Raw genomic sequence first — 17,514 nt, forward strand, 5'->3', positions numbered from 1 at the left:
TGGCGCAAGGGGCGCGGGATGGGCTAGCGGCCAGTCGGGGGCACAAAGCCCGCCTCGGCCTCGATCCGTTCGGCGACCAGGTGCTGCAACGTCCAGATGTAATCGTCCTCGATGCCCCATTCGGCCAGTCCGCGCGCGGTGCGCAGCAGGTATTCGGCGCCCGAGCCCGCAGCGCCCGCAGCGGTCGCCAACAGCCGCGCCTGCTCCTCGACCGGAAGGCGCGCCACGGGGGCGTCGACCGGATCGGCATAGAAGGTCAGCGCGGATTCGACCCCGCGATCGGTGCGCACCTGGATCCAGCAGGCGTTCGCGGCCAGCTCGTGCGCGACCAGTTCGCGGCGCAGGATGGCGCGCATGGATTCGACCTCGGTGCCTTCGGCGATGTCCAGCACCAGCCCTTCGCAGGTGCCGCCCGATGCCAGCGCCAGCATCAGACCGGGCCGTTCCGGCGTTCCGCGGAAATGGTCCAGCGTCAGCGAAAAATCACGGTGCCAGCCTATCGCCGTGGCGCGGCGGCGGTCCTGCACCGCAAAGCCCGGGTTCCAGATCAGCGACCCATAGGCGAAGATCGGTATCGGGCCCGTCCGCCCCTGCGTCAGCCGCAGGGCCAGCGCGTCCAGGTCGCCATCCTCCAGCATCCGCCAGGCGGGATTGTAAAGCAGCCCCTCGGCAGGGGCGACGCTGGCGACGTGGTGATCGCTCAGGGACAGGGTGCGGGCCTTGGGCATCATCCCTCCGGTGTGGCGTGTCCGGCGCAGGTTTTGACCGTCATCCGCCGGGCGTCAATCGCCAAACCTGTCCGCGTCACGACGTCGCGCGCAAATCGGGCGGTTTCGCGGGCCGCCTGCCTGCACGGGCTTCACCCTGCGCGCGATGGCGGCTAGAACAGGGGCAAGGGGCACTCCGGTTGCCCAGACACGCAAATAACCCAAAGGCGCATCCCATGGCCGACGATCTGCTGAACAGCTTTACCTCCGGCCCCGACGATCAGGGGCGCTTTGGCATCTATGGCGGTCGCTTCGTGTCCGAGACGCTGATGCCGCTGATCCTGGACCTGGAGGCAGAATACGAACGCGCCAAGACCGACCCGTCCTTCTGGGCGCAGATGGACGACCTGTGGACGCATTACGTCGGCCGGCCCAGCCCGCTCTATTTCGCGGAACGCATGACCCAGCACCTGGGCGGCGCCAAGATCTACATGAAGCGCGACGAACTGAACCACACCGGCGCGCACAAGATCAACAATGTGCTGGGCCAGATCCTGCTGGCGATCCGCATGGGCAAGACGCGCATCATCGCGGAAACCGGCGCGGGCCAGCACGGGGTCGCGACGGCCACGGTCTGCGCGCGGTTCGGCCTGAAATGCGTGGTCTACATGGGCGCGCATGACGTCGAACGCCAATCGCCCAACGTCTTCCGCATGCGCCTGCTGGGGGCCGAGGTGATCCCGGTCACGTCGGGGCGCGGCACGCTGAAGGACGCGATGAACGACGCGCTGCGCGATTGGGTGACCAATGTGCGCGACACGTTCTACTGCATCGGCACGGTCGCGGGGCCCCATCCCTATCCGGCGATGGTGCGCGATTTCCAGTCGATCATCGGCAAGGAGGTGCGCGAGCAGATCATGCCGCGCGAAGGGCATCTGCCCGACACGATCATCGCGGCCATCGGCGGCGGGTCGAACGCGATGGGCCTGTTCTATCCGTTCCTGAACGACAAGGACGTGCGCATCATCGGCGTCGAGGCCGGGGGCAAGGGTGTGGACGACCGGATGGAGCATTGCGCCAGCCTGTCGGGCGGCCGCGCCGGCGTCCTGCACGGGAATCGCACCTATCTGCTGCAGGACGATGACGGCCAGATCCTGGAGGGTCATTCGATCAGCGCGGGCCTGGACTATCCGGGCATCGGGCCGGAACACGCCTGGCTGAAGGACATCGGCCGCGCCGAATATGTCAGCATCACGGACGACGAGGCGCTTGGCGCGTTCCAGCTGTGCTGCGCGCTGGAAGGCATCATTCCCGCGCTGGAGCCCAGCCATGCGCTGGCGCATGTCATCAAGATCGCGCCGGACCTGCCCGCCGACCACATCATCGTGATGAACATGTGCGGGCGAGGCGACAAGGACATCTTCACCGTCGCTAAGCATCTGGGTCAGGACCTGAAGACCTGATCAGCGCGTCAGCAGCAGGATGTTCAGGTCCGATTCCAGCATCGGCAGGGGCATCAGGATGCGTGCCCGGGTCGGGCTGACGACCTCGACCATGCCGACCTCGGGGACGCGCTGCGGCGTGGCCGCGGGGTCGATGCTGTCGGGCAGGTCGGCATAGGGCGGGGCGGTATCGCCGGCGATGTAGCCTGTGCCCAGATAGGCCTGTGCCCCGTCCAGATCGCCGATCATGCCCTGCATCCGCTGTGAGCCGCTCAGTTTCACGAACCCGCCGTCGGTGTCGATGCGACAGCGGAACGGCTGATAGACGACCAGAGGCAACCCGCCGCCCAGCTTCAGCATCCGGCATGACCAGTCGCCGGGCAGCAGGGCCGCGACCTGATCGGCGGGCAGGGGGCGGCCTGCCAGACCCTGCATCAGCACGGCCAGATCGTCCGGGGTTCCCTGCGCAAGGGCGCCCCTCAGCGTGCGTCCGGCCACCGCATCGACCTGCTCCAGCCGGATGCGGTCTTCGGCGCGGATGATGGGTGCAAGGTCGGGGCCGAAGGCCGCGGCGGGTGTCGCGGCCAGCGCCGCGATCAGGATCGCCGTCCTAGTCCGCATCGGTCCCGGCATGGCGCTTCAACAGTTCCAGCGGCACGATCTCCAGCGCGCGTTTGTGCGTGGATTCCAGCACCACGGTCGGCGCGGCGAATTCCTGCGCCGCCTGCAGAAAGCGGCTGGCGCACAGGCACCAGCGCTGGCCGGCCTTCAGCCCCGCAAAGCCGTACTCCGGCCGCGGGGTCGTCAGGTCATTGCCCAGATAGCGCGACATCGCCAGGAATTCGTCAGTCAGGATCACGCAGACCGTGTGACTGCCCCGGTCCTCGGGCCCGGTGTCGCAGCAGCCGTTGCGAAAGAATCCGGTCATCGGCTTGGTCGAACAGGGCTGCAAGACGCCGCCCAGCACATTGATCGAAGCGTCCATGGGGTCTCCTTTGCGCTCAGCCTAGGCGCAGCCGGGCGCCGGGGAAAGTCACAACTGCTTCGGCTGCCAGTCGATCCAGCGCCCATGAAAATCCGTGCGGCCAAGCGACCAGTCGCGCCGGGTGCCGTCCCACAGCGTCAGGTCCAGCGCCGCGCCCTCGCCGCCATCGGCCTCCATCCGCAGATGGGCCACCGGGGCCGACGGGGTCGCGGTCCGGCCTGCGTGGGACAGTGCGTCCGTGCAGGCCTGCGCCGTCGCGGGCGGAAAATACTGAGCCGCGACGGTGTGATACACCAGCGTCAGCCGGTCCGGCACCGGCTTGGCCAACCGGTCGGCCAGCCAGGCACCCGCATCGCCACGGTCGACCTGCGGCGGGTCCCGCCGGGCCAGGTCCAGCGCCGCCCGCAGGCGCGCCATGCGGTCATGCTGATCGGCCCAGCAATAGGCCATCAGTCGCAGCCCGTCGCGATCCGGGTCCAGCGGGTTCAGGTCGACCCCGCGACGGCTGGCAACCGTTACCGACCCCTGCGGCATCGCGCCCCGCCATTCGGGTGTCAGCACCACGCCGGTTTCCCCCGTACCCAGGTGATAGCGGTCGAAATTCAGGTTCAATCCGGCTGACGCCCCCAGCTCCAGCAGCCGCAGCGGCAGGGGTGACAGCGCGCTGAGGAACCGTGCCGCGGCGATCAGGGCCGCGGACCGGGCGACCTCGTTCGTCTGCGGGGGGCTGTCCAGCCATGACAGGATGGTTTCCGGATGATCGTCCAGCACGCGGCGCAGCAGGGCCGGGTCCACAACGCCGCCGTCATAAGCGCGTGCAAGGTCAGGGGCCTGCCCGGTCAGCACCAGCGCATGCAGCGCCCCGCACAGGCGCAGGGGCAGCGAATCCGCCGCGGTCGACGGATCGCCCGTCCAGCCCAGCACGCGGTCAGCGACGGGTCCGTCGGCCAGAACCAAGGGCAGGGTCCGGCACAGATGTGCCGTCAGCGGTGAGCCAAGCGCGGCACAGGCGCGGGCCTGATGGGCAAAGGCCGCGGCGACCGTCACTTGAACCGGTCGCTCAGCGCGCGCAGGCGGTCGGTCAGGGTGACGGGCTGGGGCGCGGGGTCCAGTTTCGGTGCCGGTGGAGGTGCGGGTTTCGGGGCCGGGGCCTCGGTCCCGCTGTTGCGTGCCGGTGCGGTGCGGTTCGCCACCGCGTTCTGGAACCGGCCGCCATCGCCGGACGCCAGGGCCGGGGCGCCGTCCGAGATGCCGCGCAACAGGTCGTCCAGCCAGTCCTGCTCTGCCTTGGCAAAGTCGGACAGCACATAGGACGCGACCTTGTCCTTGTGCCCCGGGTGCCCGATGCCAAGCCGCACCCGTCCGTATTCCGCGCCGATATGCTGGTGGATCGAGCGCAGCCCGTTGTGGCCCGCATGCCCGCCGCCCTGCTTGACGCGGCACTTGCCGGGCGCCAGATCCAGTTCGTCATGCAGCACGATGACGTCGGCGGGCGTCAGCTTCAGATAGCGCGCGGCCTCTCCGACGGACTGGCCGGACAGGTTCATGAAGGTCTGGGGCTTGAGCAGCGTGACGCGCATGTCGCCAAGGCGGCCATCGGCGGCCATGCCCTGAAACCGGGCGCGCCACGGGGTGAAATCGTGGTCCGCGGCGATCCGGTCCAAGGCCAGGAACCCGATGTTGTGACGATTGGCCGCATATTTCGCGCCGGGATTGCCCAGCCCCACGATCAGCTTCACGGCTGCCTCCTGTCCGCCCGCCGGGGGCGATTTGCGTTCCATCCCTTGCGGCTGTCCTTGCCCGTTACTAAGACTCTGTCAACACTTCGCGGGTAAGACAGGGACAAGTGCCCGGTCGAATCGCGGGGACAGGGGCGAACAGGCAAGGACAGAAGATGAGCGATCCGGCAGATTTCTACATGAACACCCTGGTGCCGATGGTGGTCGAACAGACCTCGCGCGGGGAACGGGCCTATGACATCTTCTCGCGTCTGCTGAAGGAGCGCATCATCTTCGTGTCGGGTCCCGTCCATGACGGGATGTCGACGCTGATCTGCGCGCAATTGCTGTTCCTTGAGGCGGAGAACCCGTCCAAGGATATCAGCATGTATATCAACAGCCCCGGCGGTGTCGTGACCTCGGGACTGTCGATCTATGACACCATGCAGTACATCAAGCCGCGCGTTTCGACGCTGGTGGTGGGGCAGGCGGCCAGCATGGGCTCGCTGCTTCTGGCGGCCGGAGAGCCGGGGCTGCGCTATTCGCTGCCGAACAGCCGCGTGATGGTCCACCAGCCGTCGGGCGGATACCAGGGCCAGGCCACCGACATCCTGATCCACGCACGCGAAACCGAAAAGCTGAAGCGTCGCCTGAACGAGATCTATGTCCATCACACCGGCAAATCTCTGACCGAGGTCGAGGAGGCGCTGGAGCGCGACCGCTTCATGACCGCGGACGAGGCGAAGGACTGGGGCCTGATCGACGAGGTCGTGGCTCCGCGCGGCAAGGCCATCCCAGAGAAGAAATAGCTTTGATGGGGATTGTGACGGGCCGGACTGGCCCGTAACATGGCGTGAATGACCCGCGGCGGCCGATCCGCCGCGGAAACCCGAAGATGCGGCGCGCGGAAACCCGATCCCGCCGTCGCCCGCCCCGCGTCCTTGCGGGACGGCAGTCAAGGAAATGGACGATGGCGAACCAGTCCGGCAGCGACAGCAAGAACACGCTCTATTGCAGCTTCTGCGGCAAGAGCCAGCACGAGGTCCGCAAGCTGATTGCGGGACCGACCGTGTTCATCTGCGACGAATGCGTCGAACTGTGCATGGACATCATCCGCGAAGAGACCAAGACCAGTGGTCTGAAGTCCGGCGACGGCGTGCCCACCCCGCGGGAGATTTGCGGTGTGCTGGATGATTACGTCATCGGGCAGGAGCATGCCAAGCGCGTGCTGTCCGTGGCCGTGCACAACCATTACAAGCGTCTGAACCACGGATCCAAGACCGACATCGAGCTGGCCAAGTCGAACATCCTGCTGATCGGGCCGACCGGTTGCGGCAAGACGCTGCTGGCGCAGACCTTGGCGCGCATTCTGGACGTGCCCTTCACGATGGCGGACGCAACCACGCTGACCGAGGCGGGCTATGTCGGCGAGGATGTCGAGAACATCATCCTGAAGCTGCTGCAGTCGTCCGAATACAACGTCGAGCGGGCACAGCGCGGCATCGTCTATATCGACGAGGTCGACAAGATCACCCGCAAGTCGGACAACCCGTCCATCACCCGTGACGTGTCCGGCGAGGGCGTGCAGCAGGCCTTGCTGAAGATCATGGAGGGTACGGTCGCCTCGGTTCCCCCGCAGGGCGGGCGCAAGCATCCCCAGCAGGAGTTCCTGCAGGTCGACACGACCAACATCCTGTTCATCTGCGGCGGCGCATTTGCCGGTCTGGACCGCATCATCGCACAGCGCAACAAGGGCACGGCGATGGGCTTTGGCGCCTCGGTCAAGGAAACGGGTGATCAGGGCGTCGGCGAGCTGTTCAAGGAACTGGAGCCCGAGGATCTGCTGAAGTTCGGCCTGATCCCGGAATTCGTCGGACGTCTGCCGGTCATCGCGACCCTGACCGACCTGGACGAGGAGGCGCTGATCATCATCCTGACCAAGCCGAAGAACGCCCTGGTCAAGCAGTACCAGCGCCTGTTCGACCTGGAAGGCGTTCAGCTGACCTTCACCGACGACGCGTTGACCGCCATCGCCAAGCGCGCGATCAAGCGCAAGACCGGTGCCCGCGGCCTGCGGTCGATCATGGAGGAGATTCTGCTGGACACCATGTTCGAACTGCCCGGACTGGACAGCGTTCAGGAGGTCGTGGTCAACGACGAGGCCGTGGACAACCCCACCGCCAAGCCCCTGCTGATCCATGTCGATCCCAAGAAGGAAACCGCCTCGGCCGGGTGATCGGGGCGTCCGCGCAAGGCTGGACCTTGCGCTTAAACTGGGGCATATCCCAAGGGCAAAACTGATCGTTGAGGGTCCTGCCGATGTCGTTCCTGCTGCGCTTTCTGACCTGGTGGAACAGCCAGACGCTGAACACTCAGTTCTGGACTTGGCGCAACGGCGTCAAGGTCGGCGAGGACGCGGCCGGAAACATCTTCTACAAGACCAAGGACGGCAAGCGCCGTTGGGTCATCTATAAATCCGAATCCGAGGCCAGTCAGATTTCGCCAGAATGGCACGGCTGGCTGCACCACACCTGGAACGAGGCGCCGACCGAACTGGCCGTCCCGCGCAAGGCGTGGGAACAGCCGCACCAGGCCAACCTGACCGGCACGCCTGGCGCCTATGTGCCGGCCGGGTCGCTGTATCGCGTGGCACCTGCGGTGCGCAGCGATTATGACGCGTGGCGCCCGGAATAGCATGTCCGCCGACATCGCCCATGGGACCGAGGCGCGGGCCGAACTGATCGCCGGTGGCATCGTCCTTGCGGTGGCCGCGGGCTTTCTTGCTTGGGCGGCGCAGGGCCAATGGGGCGGCGGATCGGGTTATCCGCTGATCGCATCGTTTCCGGATGTCGACGGGGTCGCGGTCGGGACAGAGGTCCGTTTGGCCGGTGTTCGTATCGGCCGCGTCAGTGAGGTTCGGTTGAACCCGCAGACCTATCTGGCCGATGCCGTCCTGACGATCCCAGACGACATCGCGCTGCCCACGGACAGCGCCGCGCTGATTCAGTCCGACGGCCTGCTGGGCGGCGCGTACATCCAGCTGCAGCCCGGCGGAGCGATGGACAATCTTGCCCCAGGGGACGAGATCGAGGATGTGCAGGGCGCGGTCAGTTTGCTGCAGCTGATGCTGAAATTCGTCGACAGCCAATCGGCTGACGGGTCCGCGCCGTGATTCGCGCCGCGCTTTGCCTGATGCTGATGGCAACACCCTTGGCCGCGCAGGACACCGTGCGCGCATCGGGCGCGATGCTGCGGGGTCTGGACAAGGTGTCGGGGCGGACGACGGACCTGCCGCTTCAGATCGGTCAGGCCGTTCGTTATGGGCGGTTGGAGATCAGGCTGGGCGAATGCCGCTATCCTGCAGGCGATCCCAGCTCGGACGCCTTCGCGCAGCTGACCATCACCGACCTGCGGCAGAACGCGACGGTCTTCAGCGGCTGGATGATCGCCAGCTCGCCCGCGCTGTCAGCGCTGGATGACGCGCGCTACGATGTCTGGGTCATGTCCTGTCAGGGCTGAGCGGCCAGCATCTCGGCTGAGGGCAGGGGCGCCGCATGGATGTCGGCCTTGCGGCGGAGGGCCGCGGTCAGCCGCGTGTGATAGGTCTTGCGCGAAATTTCGATCCCACCCATCCGGGCAAGATGCGGCGTCAGGAACTGCGTGTCGAACAAGGTGAAGCCGCATCGCTTCAGGTGCATCGACAGCCACCACAGCGCCATCCGCGATCCGTTCTCGCGGGCCGAAACCATGGATTCGCCGAAAAATGCCCCCCCGAGGGTCACGCCGAACAGACCGCCCGCGAAAGCCCCATCATGGCGGATCTCGATGGCATGCGCATGGCCCGCGCCGTGCAGCGCCTGATACAGGTCCGCCAGCGGAGCGTTGATCCACGTCGTTTCGCGGTCGGCACAGGCGGCGACCACGGTTGCGAAATCGCCGTCCAGATGTGCGGACCATCCACCACGCCGCAGGTCTCGCCGCAGAGAGCGCGCGACATGGACGCCCCCCACCGGCAGGACCCCCCGCATCGGGGGGTCGAACCAGTACAGGCGGTCGTCATCCGCGCTTTCGGCCATCGGAAAGACGCCGCGCGCATAACCGGTCAGCAACTGCGCAGGCGTCAGCATCGGGCCCTTACGCGTAGTGCCGGGCCAGCCAGCGTTCCAGCCAGTGGATCGAGTAGTTCCCCGACTGGATGTCAGGTTCCGCCAGCAGATCGCGGAACAGCGGCACGGTCGTGTCGACCCCGTCCACGATCAGTTCGCCTAGGGCGCGCGACAGACGGGCCAGCGCCTCGTCCCGGTCCCGACCGTGAACGATCAGCTTGCCGATCAGGCTGTCGTAATAGGGTGGGATCGAATAGCCCTGATACAGCGCCGAATCCATCCGCACGCCCAGACCGCCCGGGGCGTGATACTGGGTGATCTTGCCGGGGCAGGGAGAGAAGCTGGGCACCTTCTCGGCGTTGATGCGCACCTCGATCGAATGGCCGTTGATCACCAGGTCCTCCTGGTGGAACTCCATCGGCAGGCCGGCAGCGACGCGGATCTGCTGGCGCACCAGGTCGACCCCGAAGATGGCCTCGGTCACCGGATGTTCCACCTGCAGGCGGGTGTTCATCTCGATGAAGTAGAACTCTCCGTCCTCGAACAGGAATTCGATCGTGCCGGCGCCGGAATAGCCGATCTTGGCCACGGCATCGGCGCAGACCTTTCCGATCCGGGCGCGCTGTTCGGCGGTGATGGCGGGGCCGGGGGCTTCCTCCAGCACCTTCTGGTGGCGGCGCTGCAGCGAGCAGTCGCGTTCGCCCAGATGCACGGCGCGGCCCTTGCCGTCGCCGAAGACCTGGATCTCGATGTGGCGCGGGCGCTGGAGGTATTTCTCCAGATAGACGTCGGGGTTGCCGAAGGCTGCCTTGGCCTCGGACCGCGCGGTGCGGAAGGCGACCTCAAGGCCCGCCTCGTTCTCGGCGACCTTCATGCCGCGACCGCCGCCACCCGCCGTGGCCTTGATGATGACCGGATAGCCGATCTGGGCCGCGACCGCCTTGGCCTGTTCCACGTCGTTCACGCCACCGTCGCTGCCGGGAACGCAGGGGACGCCAAGCGCCTTCATCGTGTCTTTGGCGGTGATCTTGTCGCCCATGATTCGGATGTGTTCGGCACGCGGACCGATGAAGGTGATGCCGTGATCTTCCAGCATCTGCACGAAACCCGCATTCTCGGACAGGAAGCCGTAGCCCGGGTGGATCGCCTGCGCGCCCGTGATCTCGCAGGCCGAAATCAGCGCCGGCATCGACAGATAGGACTGCGCCGAAGACGGCGGACCGATGCAGACCGATTCGTCTGCCATGCGGACATGCATCGCGTCGGCGTCGGCGGTCGAATGGACCGCGACCGATGCGATGCCCATCTCGCGGCAGGCGCGGATCACGCGCAGCGCGATCTCGCCCCGGTTGGCGATGAGGATCTTGTCGAACATGGGCTTACTCGACGATCATCAGGGGGGTGCCGAATTCGACCGGGTTGCCGTCATCGACCAGGATGCGGCGAACCGTGCCCGCGCGCGGCGCGGGAATGTGGTTCATCGTCTTCATGGCCTCGACGATCATCAGCGTGTCGCCCTCGGCCACGGTCTGACCGACGGTGACAAAGGCCGCGGCGCCGGGCTCAGCCGACAGATAGGCGGTGCCCACCATCGGCGATGTCACGGCGCCGGGCAGGCTGGCCGGATCGGCGCTGACCGCGGCAGAGGCGGGCGCAGTGGCTGCGGCGGGCGCCGGGGCGGATGCCTGCGGTGCCGGGGCGGAGGGCGCCGCGGGGCTCTGGGCATAGACGACCTGCTTGCCCTGCTTGGTCAGGCTGACCGTCAGGCGGTCATGCTCGCCGTATTCGCGCTTGACCTGGATCTCGTTCAGCTCGCTGGAGTTCAGCAGCTCGGCCAGCGAGCGGATGAAGGCCACGTCGCCCTCGTGATGCTTGTCGTGGTGGGAATCGTTGCTCATGCCATCCTCTGACGTGTTCTGGTCGGGCCGCGTCCACGCGCGGCGATTGCAGGGCTTATAGCCCCTGTGCCTGCCCAAGGGGAAGGGTCCCGTCGCGCTTTGCGCGCTCAGGCGCCGGGGCGCGCGGCCTTTTCCGCAAGGCCAGAGGTGCCTTCGCGCCGCGTAAGCTCCGCCTCGACGTCCTGCAGCGTGATGTCGCGCGCGGCCAGCATGACCAGCAGGTGGAACATCACGTCGGCGGCCTCGGCGGTCAGGCGGGCGCGGTCGCCCTTGACCGCCTCGATGATCGCCTCGACGGCCTCCTCGCCGAACTTCTCGGCGCATTTCTCGGGGCCCTTGGCCAGCAGTCTGGCGGTCCAGCTGCTGTCGGGGTCGGCGGTCTTGCGGTCCTGGACGGTCGCGGCCAGGCGGTGCAGGGCGGTCATGTCAGCCTCATGGGAATGCCGGCGGCAGCCATGTGGGCCTTGGCCTCGGCGATGGTATGCGTGCCGAAATGGAAGATGCTGGCGGCCAGAACGGCGCTGGCATGACCTTCGGTCACGCCCTCGACCAGGTGGTCCAGCGTGCCGACGCCGCCGGATGCGATGACTGGGACGTTCACCGCATCGGCGATGGCCCGCGTCAGCGGCAGGTTGAACCCCGACCGCGTCCCGTCCCGGTCCATCGAGGTCAGCAGGATCTCTCCTGCGCCCTTGGCTTCGACCAGTCGCGCGAACGCCACCGCGTCGATCCCGGTGGGCTTGCGGCCGCCATGGGTGAAGATCTCCCACTGGCCGTCCTCCACGGTCTTTGCGTCGATCGCCACGACGATGCACTGGCTGCCGAACCGGTCGGCGGCGGCGGCCACCACGTCCGGGTCGGCCACGGCCGCGGAATTGAAGCTGACCTTGTCGGCCCCAGCCAGCAGCAGCGCCCGAACGTCGTTGTGCGTGCGCACGCCACCGCCCACGGTCAGCGGGACAAAGCACTGTTCCGCCGTCCGGGTCACCAGATCGAACATGGTGCCGCGATTTTCATGGGTGGCATGAATGTCCAGAAAGCAGATCTCGTCCGCGCCGGCGGCGTCATAGGCGCGTGCGGCCTCGACCGGGTCGCCGGCATCGACCAGGTCGACGAAGTTCACGCCCTTGACCACGCGCCCGTCGGCGACGTCCAGGCAGGGAATGATCCGGGTCTTGAGCATCATCGGGGCCTTTGGCTGGGGCTGGTAAGCCCTGGGTTCTAGCGCAGCGGCGGGGGCGGGACCAGTGGTCCGCGCCCGCCCGTGTCAGGCCAGCGCGGCCAGCGCCTGGCGCAGGTCCAGCGCGCCGTCGTAAAGCGCCCGCCCCGAGATCGCGCCCGCGATCACCTTGGTGTCGTCAAGCGCCTTCAGGTCGGCCAGCGACGAGACCCCGCCGGATGCGATCACCGGAATGGTGACGGCGCGGGCCAGCGCCTCGGTCGCGTGGATGTTGGGGCCGCCCATCGCGCCATCGCGGTCGATGTCGGTATAGATGATTGCGGCGACGCCCACGTCCTGGAACCGGCGGGCCAGGTCGGTGGCGTTCACGTCGGTTTCCGTGGCCCAGCCCCGCGTCGCGACCTTGCCTGCGCGGGCGTCGATACCGACCGCGATGCGGCCGGGAAAGGCGTCGGCGGCCTCGCGCACCAGGTCGGGATTCTCGACCGCGACGGTGCCCAGGATCACGCGGGTCAGGCCGCGGTCCAGCCAGGATTCGATCGTCGCCATGTCACGGATGCCGCCGCCCAGCTGGGTGGGGATGTCGGTGGCCGCCAGGATCGCCTCGACCGCCGCGGCATTCACGGGCTTGCCCTCGAAGGCGCCGTTCAGGTCGACCAGGTGCAGCCATTCGGCACCCGCATCCTGGAACGCACGGGCCTGGGCCGCGGGATCGGTGCCGAAGACGGTCGCGGCCTCCATGTCGCCGCGCAGCAGGCGCACGCAGTTGCCGTCCTTCAGGTCGATGGCGGGATAGAGGATCATTGCGGCACGCTCCGGTCTCAAGGGTTGCGCCCCCTTTGCCACGGGGCGGGCGGGAACGGCAAGGGACCTGACGTCATGCTTGCCCGGACGGGGGCGGCCCGCGCAATCTGGTCGCACCCTGAGGAGGAGGGACCCATGCGTCACATCATTCTGGCCGCCACGTTCGCGCTGGCTGCAGGGGCGGCCAGCGCCGACCCGATCGAAGGGGTCTGGCAGACCCAGCCCGACGAGGGCGCGTTCGCCCATGTCACCGTCGCGCCCTGCGGCGGCGCGTTCTGCGGAACGATCACCCGGACCTATCGCGACACGGCCGAATACCAGTCGCCCAACCTGGGCCGCCAGATCGTCATCGACATGGCACCCCAGGGCGGCGGCAACTATGCGGGTCGCGTCTGGCGACCGTCCAACGACAAGATCTATGCCGGCAAGGCGTCGGTCGCGGGCGACCGGATGAGCCTGTCGGGCTGCATCGCCGGTGGCCTGCTGTGCAGCAGTCAGACCTGGGTGCGGGTGCAGTAGCACCGACAGAATAGTGATCGGGGCCGGGCGAACCTGCCGCGGCCCCGACGCGTTCCCTGGGCGAAACAGCAATCAAGGAACGCACCATGCCGATGATTTCCGCGAAAGATGGCACGCAGCTTTACGTCAAGGACTGGGGGCAGGGCCGCCCGGTCGTCCTGATCCATGGCTGGCCGCTGACCGCAGACAGCTGGGAGACGCAGGCCTTGGGCCTGGCCGAGGCGGGTTATCGCGTCGTCAGCTATGACCGCCGCGGATTCGGCCGGTCCGAACAGCCTTGGAACGGCTATGATTACGACACGCTGTCGGACGATCTGGCCGCGGTGATCGACGAGCTGGAACTGACCGACGCGGCCATCATCGGCTTTTCCATGGGCGGCGGAGAGGTCGCCCGCTATGTCTCGCGCCACGGCGCAAAGGGGGCCAGCCGGTTGGGGTTCATCTCGTCTGTCGCGCCGGGGCTGCTGAAATCCGACGCCAGTCCCGACGGTGCCCCTGCCGACCTGTTCGAGGGGATGCGCGACGGGCTGCGCAAGGACCGTCCGGCCTTCCTGCAGGATTTCGCCAAGCAGTTCTATGGCCAGGGCCTTTTGGGCGGCGTCAGTCAGGCCGTTCTGGACTGGACACAGGGCATGGCGATGATGGCCAGCCCGCGCGCCACGATCGAATGCGTGACAGCGTTCGGCATGACCGATTTCACCGCGGACGTGGCGGAGATCAACCTGCCCACGCTGGTCGTGCATGGCACGGCAGACAAGATCGTGCCGATCGCCGCCACCGCGCACCGGATGGCCAAGATGGTCCCGACCGCAAAACTGATCGAATACGATAACGCCCCGCACGGACTGGCCGCCACGCATGGCGAGCGGCTGCTGGACGACCTCAAGGCGTTTCTGGCCTGATCGGGGGCAGGGGGCGGACCGTCCGCCCCCTGTCGCCTATTCTGCCGCCTGCGCCGCGCGCCACTGAGACACGCAGGGGATCTTGTCGCGGTCGCAGCGGTCGGAGTATTTGCGGGCGATGTCACGGACCTCTGACAGCAGACCCTCGGCCAGGGTGATCGGCTGCAGGCCCAATCCCAGAAAGCTGTCGTTGACGACATGCAGGTCGTTCTCGTCAGCCTCATTACGGGGGTTCTTCTGGAACGCGACCTCGGTCCCCGTGCGGTCCGAGATCATCTGCGCCAGGTCGCGGACGCGGTGCGTCTCGGTCATCTGGTTCAGGATCTGTACCCGGTCGCCGCGTTTGGGCGGGTTCGCGATGGCCAGTTCGATGCAGCGGCAGGTGTCCTGAATGTGGATGAAGGCGCGCGTCTGGCCGCCCGTTCCGTGCACGGTCATCGGATAGCCGATGGCCGCCTGCATCAGGAACCGGTTCAGCACCGTCCCATAGTCGCCATCGTAATCGAACCGGTTGATCAATCGCTCGTCCATCTGCGTTTCGGCCGTCTGCGTGCCCCAGACGATGCCCTGGTGCAGGTCGGTGATCCGCAGGCCGTCGTTCTTGTTGTAGTAGAAGAAGAACAGCGCATCCTGGGTCTTGGTCATGTGATAGATGCTGCCCGGATTGGCCGGGTACAGGATCTGCTGGTCATGGGGTCCCTGCGCGGTCTGCACGGTCACGTCCAGATAGCCTTCGGGGATCTTCATGCCGGCGGTGCCGTAGCCATAGACGCCCATCGTGCCCAGGTGCACCAGATGGATGTCCTGACCCGATTCGACGATCGCGGCCAGAACGTCATGCGTCGCATTCAGGTTGTTGTTGACGGTGTACCGCTTGTGGCGGGCCGATTTCATGGAATAAGGGGCCGCACGCTGTTCAGCGAAATGCACGATCGCGTCGGGCCGTTCACGCTCCAACAGCGCCAGCAGCCGGTCGTAATCCTGACCGACGGTCAGGTCCTCGGTCCGGATGTGGTTGCCGGTCACCTCGGCCCAGGCACGGACGCGCTCGCCCAGGGGGCGGATCGGCGTCAGGGAGGCGACCTCAAGCTCCACATCGATCTTGCGGCGCGAGAGGTTGTCGACGATCACGACGTCGTGACCGCGGGCGGACAGGTGCAGGGCCGTGGGCCAGCCGCAAAAACCGTCTCCGCCCAGAACGATGATCTTCATGATATGCCTTGCCGAATGATGCGCTGAATTCATTCAAATCAATATCCATGCGTGCATGCAAGCGCCACCCCCGCAGGGGTTGCGTCATCCGGCTGCCATGAAACCGGCGGCAATCAGCCTGTCTGGGCCTGCTGCATGTTGACCATATGCGCCGCGATGGCGTCTTCCAGGTTGGGATAGAAGGTCAGCTTGCCCTGTTCCAGAACCGCCCCCGCATGACAGGTCTCGCGCAGCATTCCCATCGAATGCGCAACCACGATGGCCCCGGCATTCGACATGCGTTCGTTGAACACGCGGTTGGACTTGGTGCGGAAGGCCGCGTCGCCCACGGCCGAGACCTCGTCCACCAGGTAGGTGTCGAAGGGCACCGCCATCGACAGGCCGAAGGCCAGGCGGGACCGCATCCCCGAGGAATAGGTGCGGATCGGCAGCTTGAAGTGATCGCCCAGTTCGGCGAAATCCTGGACGAAGTACAGCAGCTCCTCGGTGTCCACGCCATAGATGCGCGCGACAAAGCGGCAGTTCTGCTCTCCCGTCAGCTCTCCGCTGAACGAACCGGCAAAGCCCACCGGCCAGCTGATCGTCCCCGTAGACAGCACCTTGCCCGACGACGGCAGCATGGCCCCCGAGATCATCCGCAGCAGCGACGACTTGCCCGCGCCGTTGCGCCCCAGCAGCGCGACCGACACGCCGGACGGAAAGATCGCGGTGATGTCGTCGGCCACCACCTTGTGCTTGCCGTTCAGCGTGTAGGTCTTGCAGAGGTTCTGCAGATAGATCATCGCCGGTCGCGCAGGCTGTAGAAGATCAGGCTGCCGATCACCCACAGCACCGTCAGGAACCCTGCGATCATCAGCAGCAGCTTTGCGCGTTCGGGGAACTCGGCCTCCTGTGCAAGCGTCGGGCGGATGTACGGTGCCAGATAGCGCGACTGGCGCACGGCCTCGGCCCGCGCGGTCTCGAAGCCGGCAAGGGCCGCGGTATAGGTGGCCTCCGCGAACTGCCGGTCGACGGTCAGGATCTCGAACTGGCCCACGACATCGGACAGGGCCTCCTCGCCGCCGGTCGACCCGAACTTCTGGCGCTCGGCCTCGATCTGGTCGCGGATGACCTGGATGCGCAGTTCGGCCTGGCCGATCCGCGGGTCCTCGGGCTGCGCGTTCGCCTGCAGCAGGCCCAAGCCGACCAGCTGTTCGGCCAGTTGTTGCTGCAGCGATGTGACGACGCCGATCTGACCCTGTACGTCGGCCACCGGGTCCACCAGCTGATAGCGGTTGCGGAACTCGGTCACCTCCTGGCGGGCCTCGCGCAGGCGATCCTGCGCCCGATCCAGCTCGTCGCGGGCATAGCGCAGGGCATCCTCGCGGGCGATGTCGTTCAGACGGTTGATCAGGATGCCGCCCTCTTCCAGGATCGCGTTGGCAATGGTCTGGGCGTCCTCAGGATCGAAGGCCAGGATGCGCAGGTCGATCATCCCGGAATCGTAATGGATGCGGACCTTCCGCTCCCATTCCTCGACCAGGTCCTCCAGCGACGGCCCGCCGTTGAAGCCGAAGATCGGATCGCCCGGCGCCTTGGACCAGACCTCGCGCAGGTCGATGCGGGCATTGACCCGTTCGACCAGGTCACGGCTCTGGATGAACTTGTAGAGGATGTCGGTGTCGCTGGTCGAACTGGACGTGACCCCCACCAGAGACCCCAGCCCACCCAGAACGTCCGCCGGACTGGGCGCGGATTCGCTGCGGACCGAGAAGCCGACATAGGACGCGTACTGGTCCGATGCGCGCGTATAGATGTACACGGCGCTGAGGAGGACAGGAATAATCACCATCAGGACAAAGCTGATGGCCATGCCGTAATGGCGCCGATGCAGGCGCGCCGGACCGGCCGGGGGCAGAACGGGCTGCTGCATCGCGGCCTGGATGCGGGCCTGCATCTGCGGATTGTGCTGGCCGGGGCGGATCACCTGCTGGCCTGCGCCCTGACCGGGGCGATGGACCATCTGGCCACCCTGCTGGCCCTGCGGACGGGGCTGACCTGC

22 protein-coding genes are annotated in these 17,514 nt (G+C 66.7%); 8 read left to right on the forward strand and 14 right to left on the reverse strand.

Annotation, left to right across the window (positions count from 1 at the left end; genetic code table 11):
• Nucleotides 1-23: 23 nt before the first annotated feature.
• The gene (locus SY26_RS01800) at nt 24-728 is read right to left on the reverse strand and encodes a gamma-glutamylcyclotransferase (RefSeq protein ID WP_052715079.1); all 705 of its coding nucleotides are present in this window, start codon (nt 726-728) and stop codon (nt 24-26) included.
• Between the two features lie 215 nt (nt 729-943).
• On the opposite strand from SY26_RS01800, the gene trpB reads away from it, so the two are divergent.
• Nucleotides 944-2,170 (forward strand): tryptophan synthase subunit beta, encoded by a 1,227-nt coding sequence (trpB, locus tag SY26_RS01805; protein WP_045999034.1) that lies wholly within the window; start codon nt 944-946, stop codon nt 2,168-2,170.
• Here trpB and SY26_RS01810 read toward each other — a convergent pair whose 3' ends face one another.
• From SY26_RS01810 to pth, 4 genes are read right to left on the reverse strand one after another with little or no spacing between them, the layout of a single operon-like run.
• A complete protein-coding gene (locus SY26_RS01810) occupies nt 2,171-2,770 on the reverse strand; it encodes a DUF4893 domain-containing protein (protein ID WP_045999035.1) in 600 nt (199 codons plus the stop codon).
• Nucleotides 2,760-3,134, reverse strand: coding sequence for a DUF2237 family protein (locus SY26_RS01815; RefSeq protein WP_045999036.1), 375 nt, complete (start codon nt 3,132-3,134; stop codon nt 2,760-2,762). Before SY26_RS01815 ends, SY26_RS01810 begins: the two co-directional genes overlap by 11 nt.
• A 48-nt stretch (nt 3,135-3,182) precedes the next feature.
• On the reverse strand, nt 3,183-4,181 hold the full coding sequence (locus tag SY26_RS01820; RefSeq protein WP_045999037.1) for a DUF2332 domain-containing protein: 999 nt from the start codon (nt 4,179-4,181) through the stop codon (nt 3,183-3,185).
• Entirely contained in the window at nt 4,178-4,873 is a 696-nt protein-coding gene (gene pth / locus SY26_RS01825; protein ID WP_045999602.1) for an aminoacyl-tRNA hydrolase, read from the reverse strand. The genes SY26_RS01820 and pth overlap by 4 nt, the downstream gene beginning before the upstream one ends.
• A 155-nt stretch (nt 4,874-5,028) precedes the next feature.
• Between pth and SY26_RS01830 the strand changes: the two genes are divergently transcribed.
• From SY26_RS01830 to SY26_RS01850, 5 genes are all read left to right on the forward strand, one after another.
• On the forward strand, nt 5,029-5,661 hold the full coding sequence (locus SY26_RS01830) for an ATP-dependent Clp protease proteolytic subunit (RefSeq protein WP_045999038.1): 633 nt from the start codon (nt 5,029-5,031) through the stop codon (nt 5,659-5,661).
• Nucleotides 5,662-5,822: 161 nt separating this feature from the next.
• Nucleotides 5,823-7,088: an ATP-dependent Clp protease ATP-binding subunit ClpX gene (clpX, locus tag SY26_RS01835; RefSeq protein WP_045981266.1), complete on the forward strand. Its 1,266-nt coding sequence runs from the start codon at nt 5,823-5,825 to the stop codon at nt 7,086-7,088.
• Between the two features lie 83 nt (nt 7,089-7,171).
• Nucleotides 7,172-7,546, forward strand: a complete 375-nt coding sequence (locus tag SY26_RS01840; protein WP_045999039.1) for an NADH:ubiquinone oxidoreductase subunit NDUFA12 — start codon at nt 7,172-7,174, stop codon at nt 7,544-7,546.
• A 1-nt stretch (nt 7,547) separates the two neighbouring features.
• Complete coding sequence (locus SY26_RS01845) at nt 7,548-8,024, forward strand: outer membrane lipid asymmetry maintenance protein MlaD (protein ID WP_045999040.1); 477 nt, start codon at nt 7,548-7,550, stop codon at nt 8,022-8,024.
• Between the two features lie 26 nt (nt 8,025-8,050).
• Complete coding sequence (locus SY26_RS01850; RefSeq protein ID WP_232303241.1) at nt 8,051-8,371, forward strand: DUF2155 domain-containing protein; 321 nt, start codon at nt 8,051-8,053, stop codon at nt 8,369-8,371.
• On the opposite strand, the gene aat is transcribed toward SY26_RS01850, so the two are convergent.
• From aat to hisA, 6 genes are all read right to left on the reverse strand, one after another.
• Nucleotides 8,362-8,979, reverse strand: a complete 618-nt coding sequence (gene aat, locus SY26_RS01855) for a leucyl/phenylalanyl-tRNA--protein transferase (RefSeq protein WP_045999041.1) — start codon at nt 8,977-8,979, stop codon at nt 8,362-8,364. The genes SY26_RS01850 and aat overlap by 10 nt on opposite strands.
• A 7-nt stretch (nt 8,980-8,986) precedes the next feature.
• Nucleotides 8,987-10,333, reverse strand: a complete 1,347-nt coding sequence (gene accC / locus SY26_RS01860) for an acetyl-CoA carboxylase biotin carboxylase subunit (RefSeq protein ID WP_045981261.1) — start codon at nt 10,331-10,333, stop codon at nt 8,987-8,989.
• A 4-nt stretch (nt 10,334-10,337) separates the two neighbouring features.
• Nucleotides 10,338-10,856, reverse strand: a complete 519-nt coding sequence (accB, locus tag SY26_RS01865; RefSeq protein WP_045999042.1) for an acetyl-CoA carboxylase biotin carboxyl carrier protein — start codon at nt 10,854-10,856, stop codon at nt 10,338-10,340.
• Between the two features lie 107 nt (nt 10,857-10,963).
• Nucleotides 10,964-11,281 carry a phosphoribosyl-ATP diphosphatase gene (locus tag SY26_RS01870; RefSeq protein ID WP_045999043.1) on the reverse strand — a complete coding sequence of 106 codons (318 nt, stop codon included), beginning with the start codon at nt 11,279-11,281 and terminating at the stop codon, nt 10,964-10,966.
• Complete coding sequence (gene hisF, locus SY26_RS01875; protein ID WP_045999044.1) at nt 11,278-12,039, reverse strand: imidazole glycerol phosphate synthase subunit HisF; 762 nt, start codon at nt 12,037-12,039, stop codon at nt 11,278-11,280. The genes SY26_RS01870 and hisF overlap by 4 nt, the downstream gene beginning before the upstream one ends.
• An 84-nt stretch (nt 12,040-12,123) precedes the next feature.
• A complete protein-coding gene (hisA, locus tag SY26_RS01880) occupies nt 12,124-12,840 on the reverse strand; it encodes a 1-(5-phosphoribosyl)-5-[(5-phosphoribosylamino)methylideneamino]imidazole-4-carboxamide isomerase (protein ID WP_045999045.1) in 717 nt (238 codons plus the stop codon).
• 135 nt (nt 12,841-12,975) lie between these two features.
• Here hisA and SY26_RS01885 point away from each other — a divergent pair, with 135 nt between their 5' ends.
• On the forward strand, nt 12,976-13,359 hold the full coding sequence (locus tag SY26_RS01885; protein ID WP_045999046.1) for a DUF2147 domain-containing protein: 384 nt from the start codon (nt 12,976-12,978) through the stop codon (nt 13,357-13,359).
• Nucleotides 13,360-13,445: 86 nt separating this feature from the next.
• Entirely contained in the window at nt 13,446-14,261 is an 816-nt protein-coding gene (locus SY26_RS01890; protein ID WP_045999047.1) for an alpha/beta fold hydrolase, read from the forward strand.
• A 36-nt stretch (nt 14,262-14,297) separates the two neighbouring features.
• Here SY26_RS01890 and SY26_RS01895 read toward each other — a convergent pair whose 3' ends face one another.
• From SY26_RS01895 to SY26_RS01905, 3 genes are all read right to left on the reverse strand, one after another.
• Complete coding sequence (locus SY26_RS01895) at nt 14,298-15,473, reverse strand: NAD-dependent epimerase/dehydratase family protein (RefSeq protein ID WP_045981254.1); 1,176 nt, start codon at nt 15,471-15,473, stop codon at nt 14,298-14,300.
• Between the two features lie 113 nt (nt 15,474-15,586).
• Nucleotides 15,587-16,255: an ABC transporter ATP-binding protein gene (locus tag SY26_RS01900; protein WP_045999048.1), complete on the reverse strand. Its 669-nt coding sequence runs from the start codon at nt 16,253-16,255 to the stop codon at nt 15,587-15,589.
• Nucleotides 16,252-17,475: a sugar transporter gene (locus SY26_RS01905; RefSeq protein WP_232303242.1), complete on the reverse strand. Its 1,224-nt coding sequence runs from the start codon at nt 17,473-17,475 to the stop codon at nt 16,252-16,254. Before SY26_RS01905 ends, SY26_RS01900 begins: the two co-directional genes overlap by 4 nt.
• Between the last annotated feature and the right edge of the window lie 39 nt (nt 17,476-17,514).

It is taken from the genome of Paracoccus sp. 228 (assembly GCF_000967825.1).
In the GTDB taxonomy this organism is placed as follows: domain Bacteria; phylum Pseudomonadota; class Alphaproteobacteria; order Rhodobacterales; family Rhodobacteraceae; genus Paracoccus; species Paracoccus marcusii.

Bases quoted from the DNA above. Each gene is read 5' to 3' on its own strand.
- SY26_RS01800 (WP_052715079.1), bottom strand. From the start codon at position 728: ATGCCCAAGGCCCGCACCCTGTCCCTGAGCGATCACCACGTCGCCAGC.
- trpB (WP_045999034.1), top strand. From the start codon at position 944: ATGGCCGACGATCTGCTGAACAGCTTTACCTCCGGCCCCGACGATCAG.
- SY26_RS01810 (WP_045999035.1), bottom strand. From the start codon at position 2,770: ATGCGGACTAGGACGGCGATCCTGATCGCGGCGCTGGCCGCGACACCC.
- SY26_RS01815 (WP_045999036.1), bottom strand. From the start codon at position 3,134: ATGGACGCTTCGATCAATGTGCTGGGCGGCGTCTTGCAGCCCTGTTCG.
- SY26_RS01830 (WP_045999038.1), top strand. From the start codon at position 5,029: ATGAGCGATCCGGCAGATTTCTACATGAACACCCTGGTGCCGATGGTG.
- clpX (WP_045981266.1), top strand. From the start codon at position 5,823: ATGGCGAACCAGTCCGGCAGCGACAGCAAGAACACGCTCTATTGCAGC.
- SY26_RS01840 (WP_045999039.1), top strand. From the start codon at position 7,172: ATGTCGTTCCTGCTGCGCTTTCTGACCTGGTGGAACAGCCAGACGCTG.
- SY26_RS01845 (WP_045999040.1), top strand. From the start codon at position 7,548: ATGTCCGCCGACATCGCCCATGGGACCGAGGCGCGGGCCGAACTGATC.
- SY26_RS01850 (WP_232303241.1), top strand. From the start codon at position 8,051: ATGGCAACACCCTTGGCCGCGCAGGACACCGTGCGCGCATCGGGCGCG.
- aat (WP_045999041.1), bottom strand. From the start codon at position 8,979: ATGCTGACGCCTGCGCAGTTGCTGACCGGTTATGCGCGCGGCGTCTTT.
- accC (WP_045981261.1), bottom strand. From the start codon at position 10,333: ATGTTCGACAAGATCCTCATCGCCAACCGGGGCGAGATCGCGCTGCGC.
- accB (WP_045999042.1), bottom strand. From the start codon at position 10,856: ATGAGCAACGATTCCCACCACGACAAGCATCACGAGGGCGACGTGGCC.
- SY26_RS01870 (WP_045999043.1), bottom strand. From the start codon at position 11,281: ATGACCGCCCTGCACCGCCTGGCCGCGACCGTCCAGGACCGCAAGACC.
- hisF (WP_045999044.1), bottom strand. From the start codon at position 12,039: ATGCTCAAGACCCGGATCATTCCCTGCCTGGACGTCGCCGACGGGCGC.
- hisA (WP_045999045.1), bottom strand. From the start codon at position 12,840: ATGATCCTCTATCCCGCCATCGACCTGAAGGACGGCAACTGCGTGCGC.
- SY26_RS01885 (WP_045999046.1), top strand. From the start codon at position 12,976: ATGCGTCACATCATTCTGGCCGCCACGTTCGCGCTGGCTGCAGGGGCG.
- SY26_RS01890 (WP_045999047.1), top strand. From the start codon at position 13,446: ATGCCGATGATTTCCGCGAAAGATGGCACGCAGCTTTACGTCAAGGAC.
- SY26_RS01895 (WP_045981254.1), bottom strand. From the start codon at position 15,473: ATGAAGATCATCGTTCTGGGCGGAGACGGTTTTTGCGGCTGGCCCACG.
- SY26_RS01900 (WP_045999048.1), bottom strand. From the start codon at position 16,255: ATGATCTATCTGCAGAACCTCTGCAAGACCTACACGCTGAACGGCAAG.
- SY26_RS01905 (WP_232303242.1), bottom strand. From the start codon at position 17,475: ATGGTCCATCGCCCCGGTCAGGGCGCAGGCCAGCAGGTGATCCGCCCC.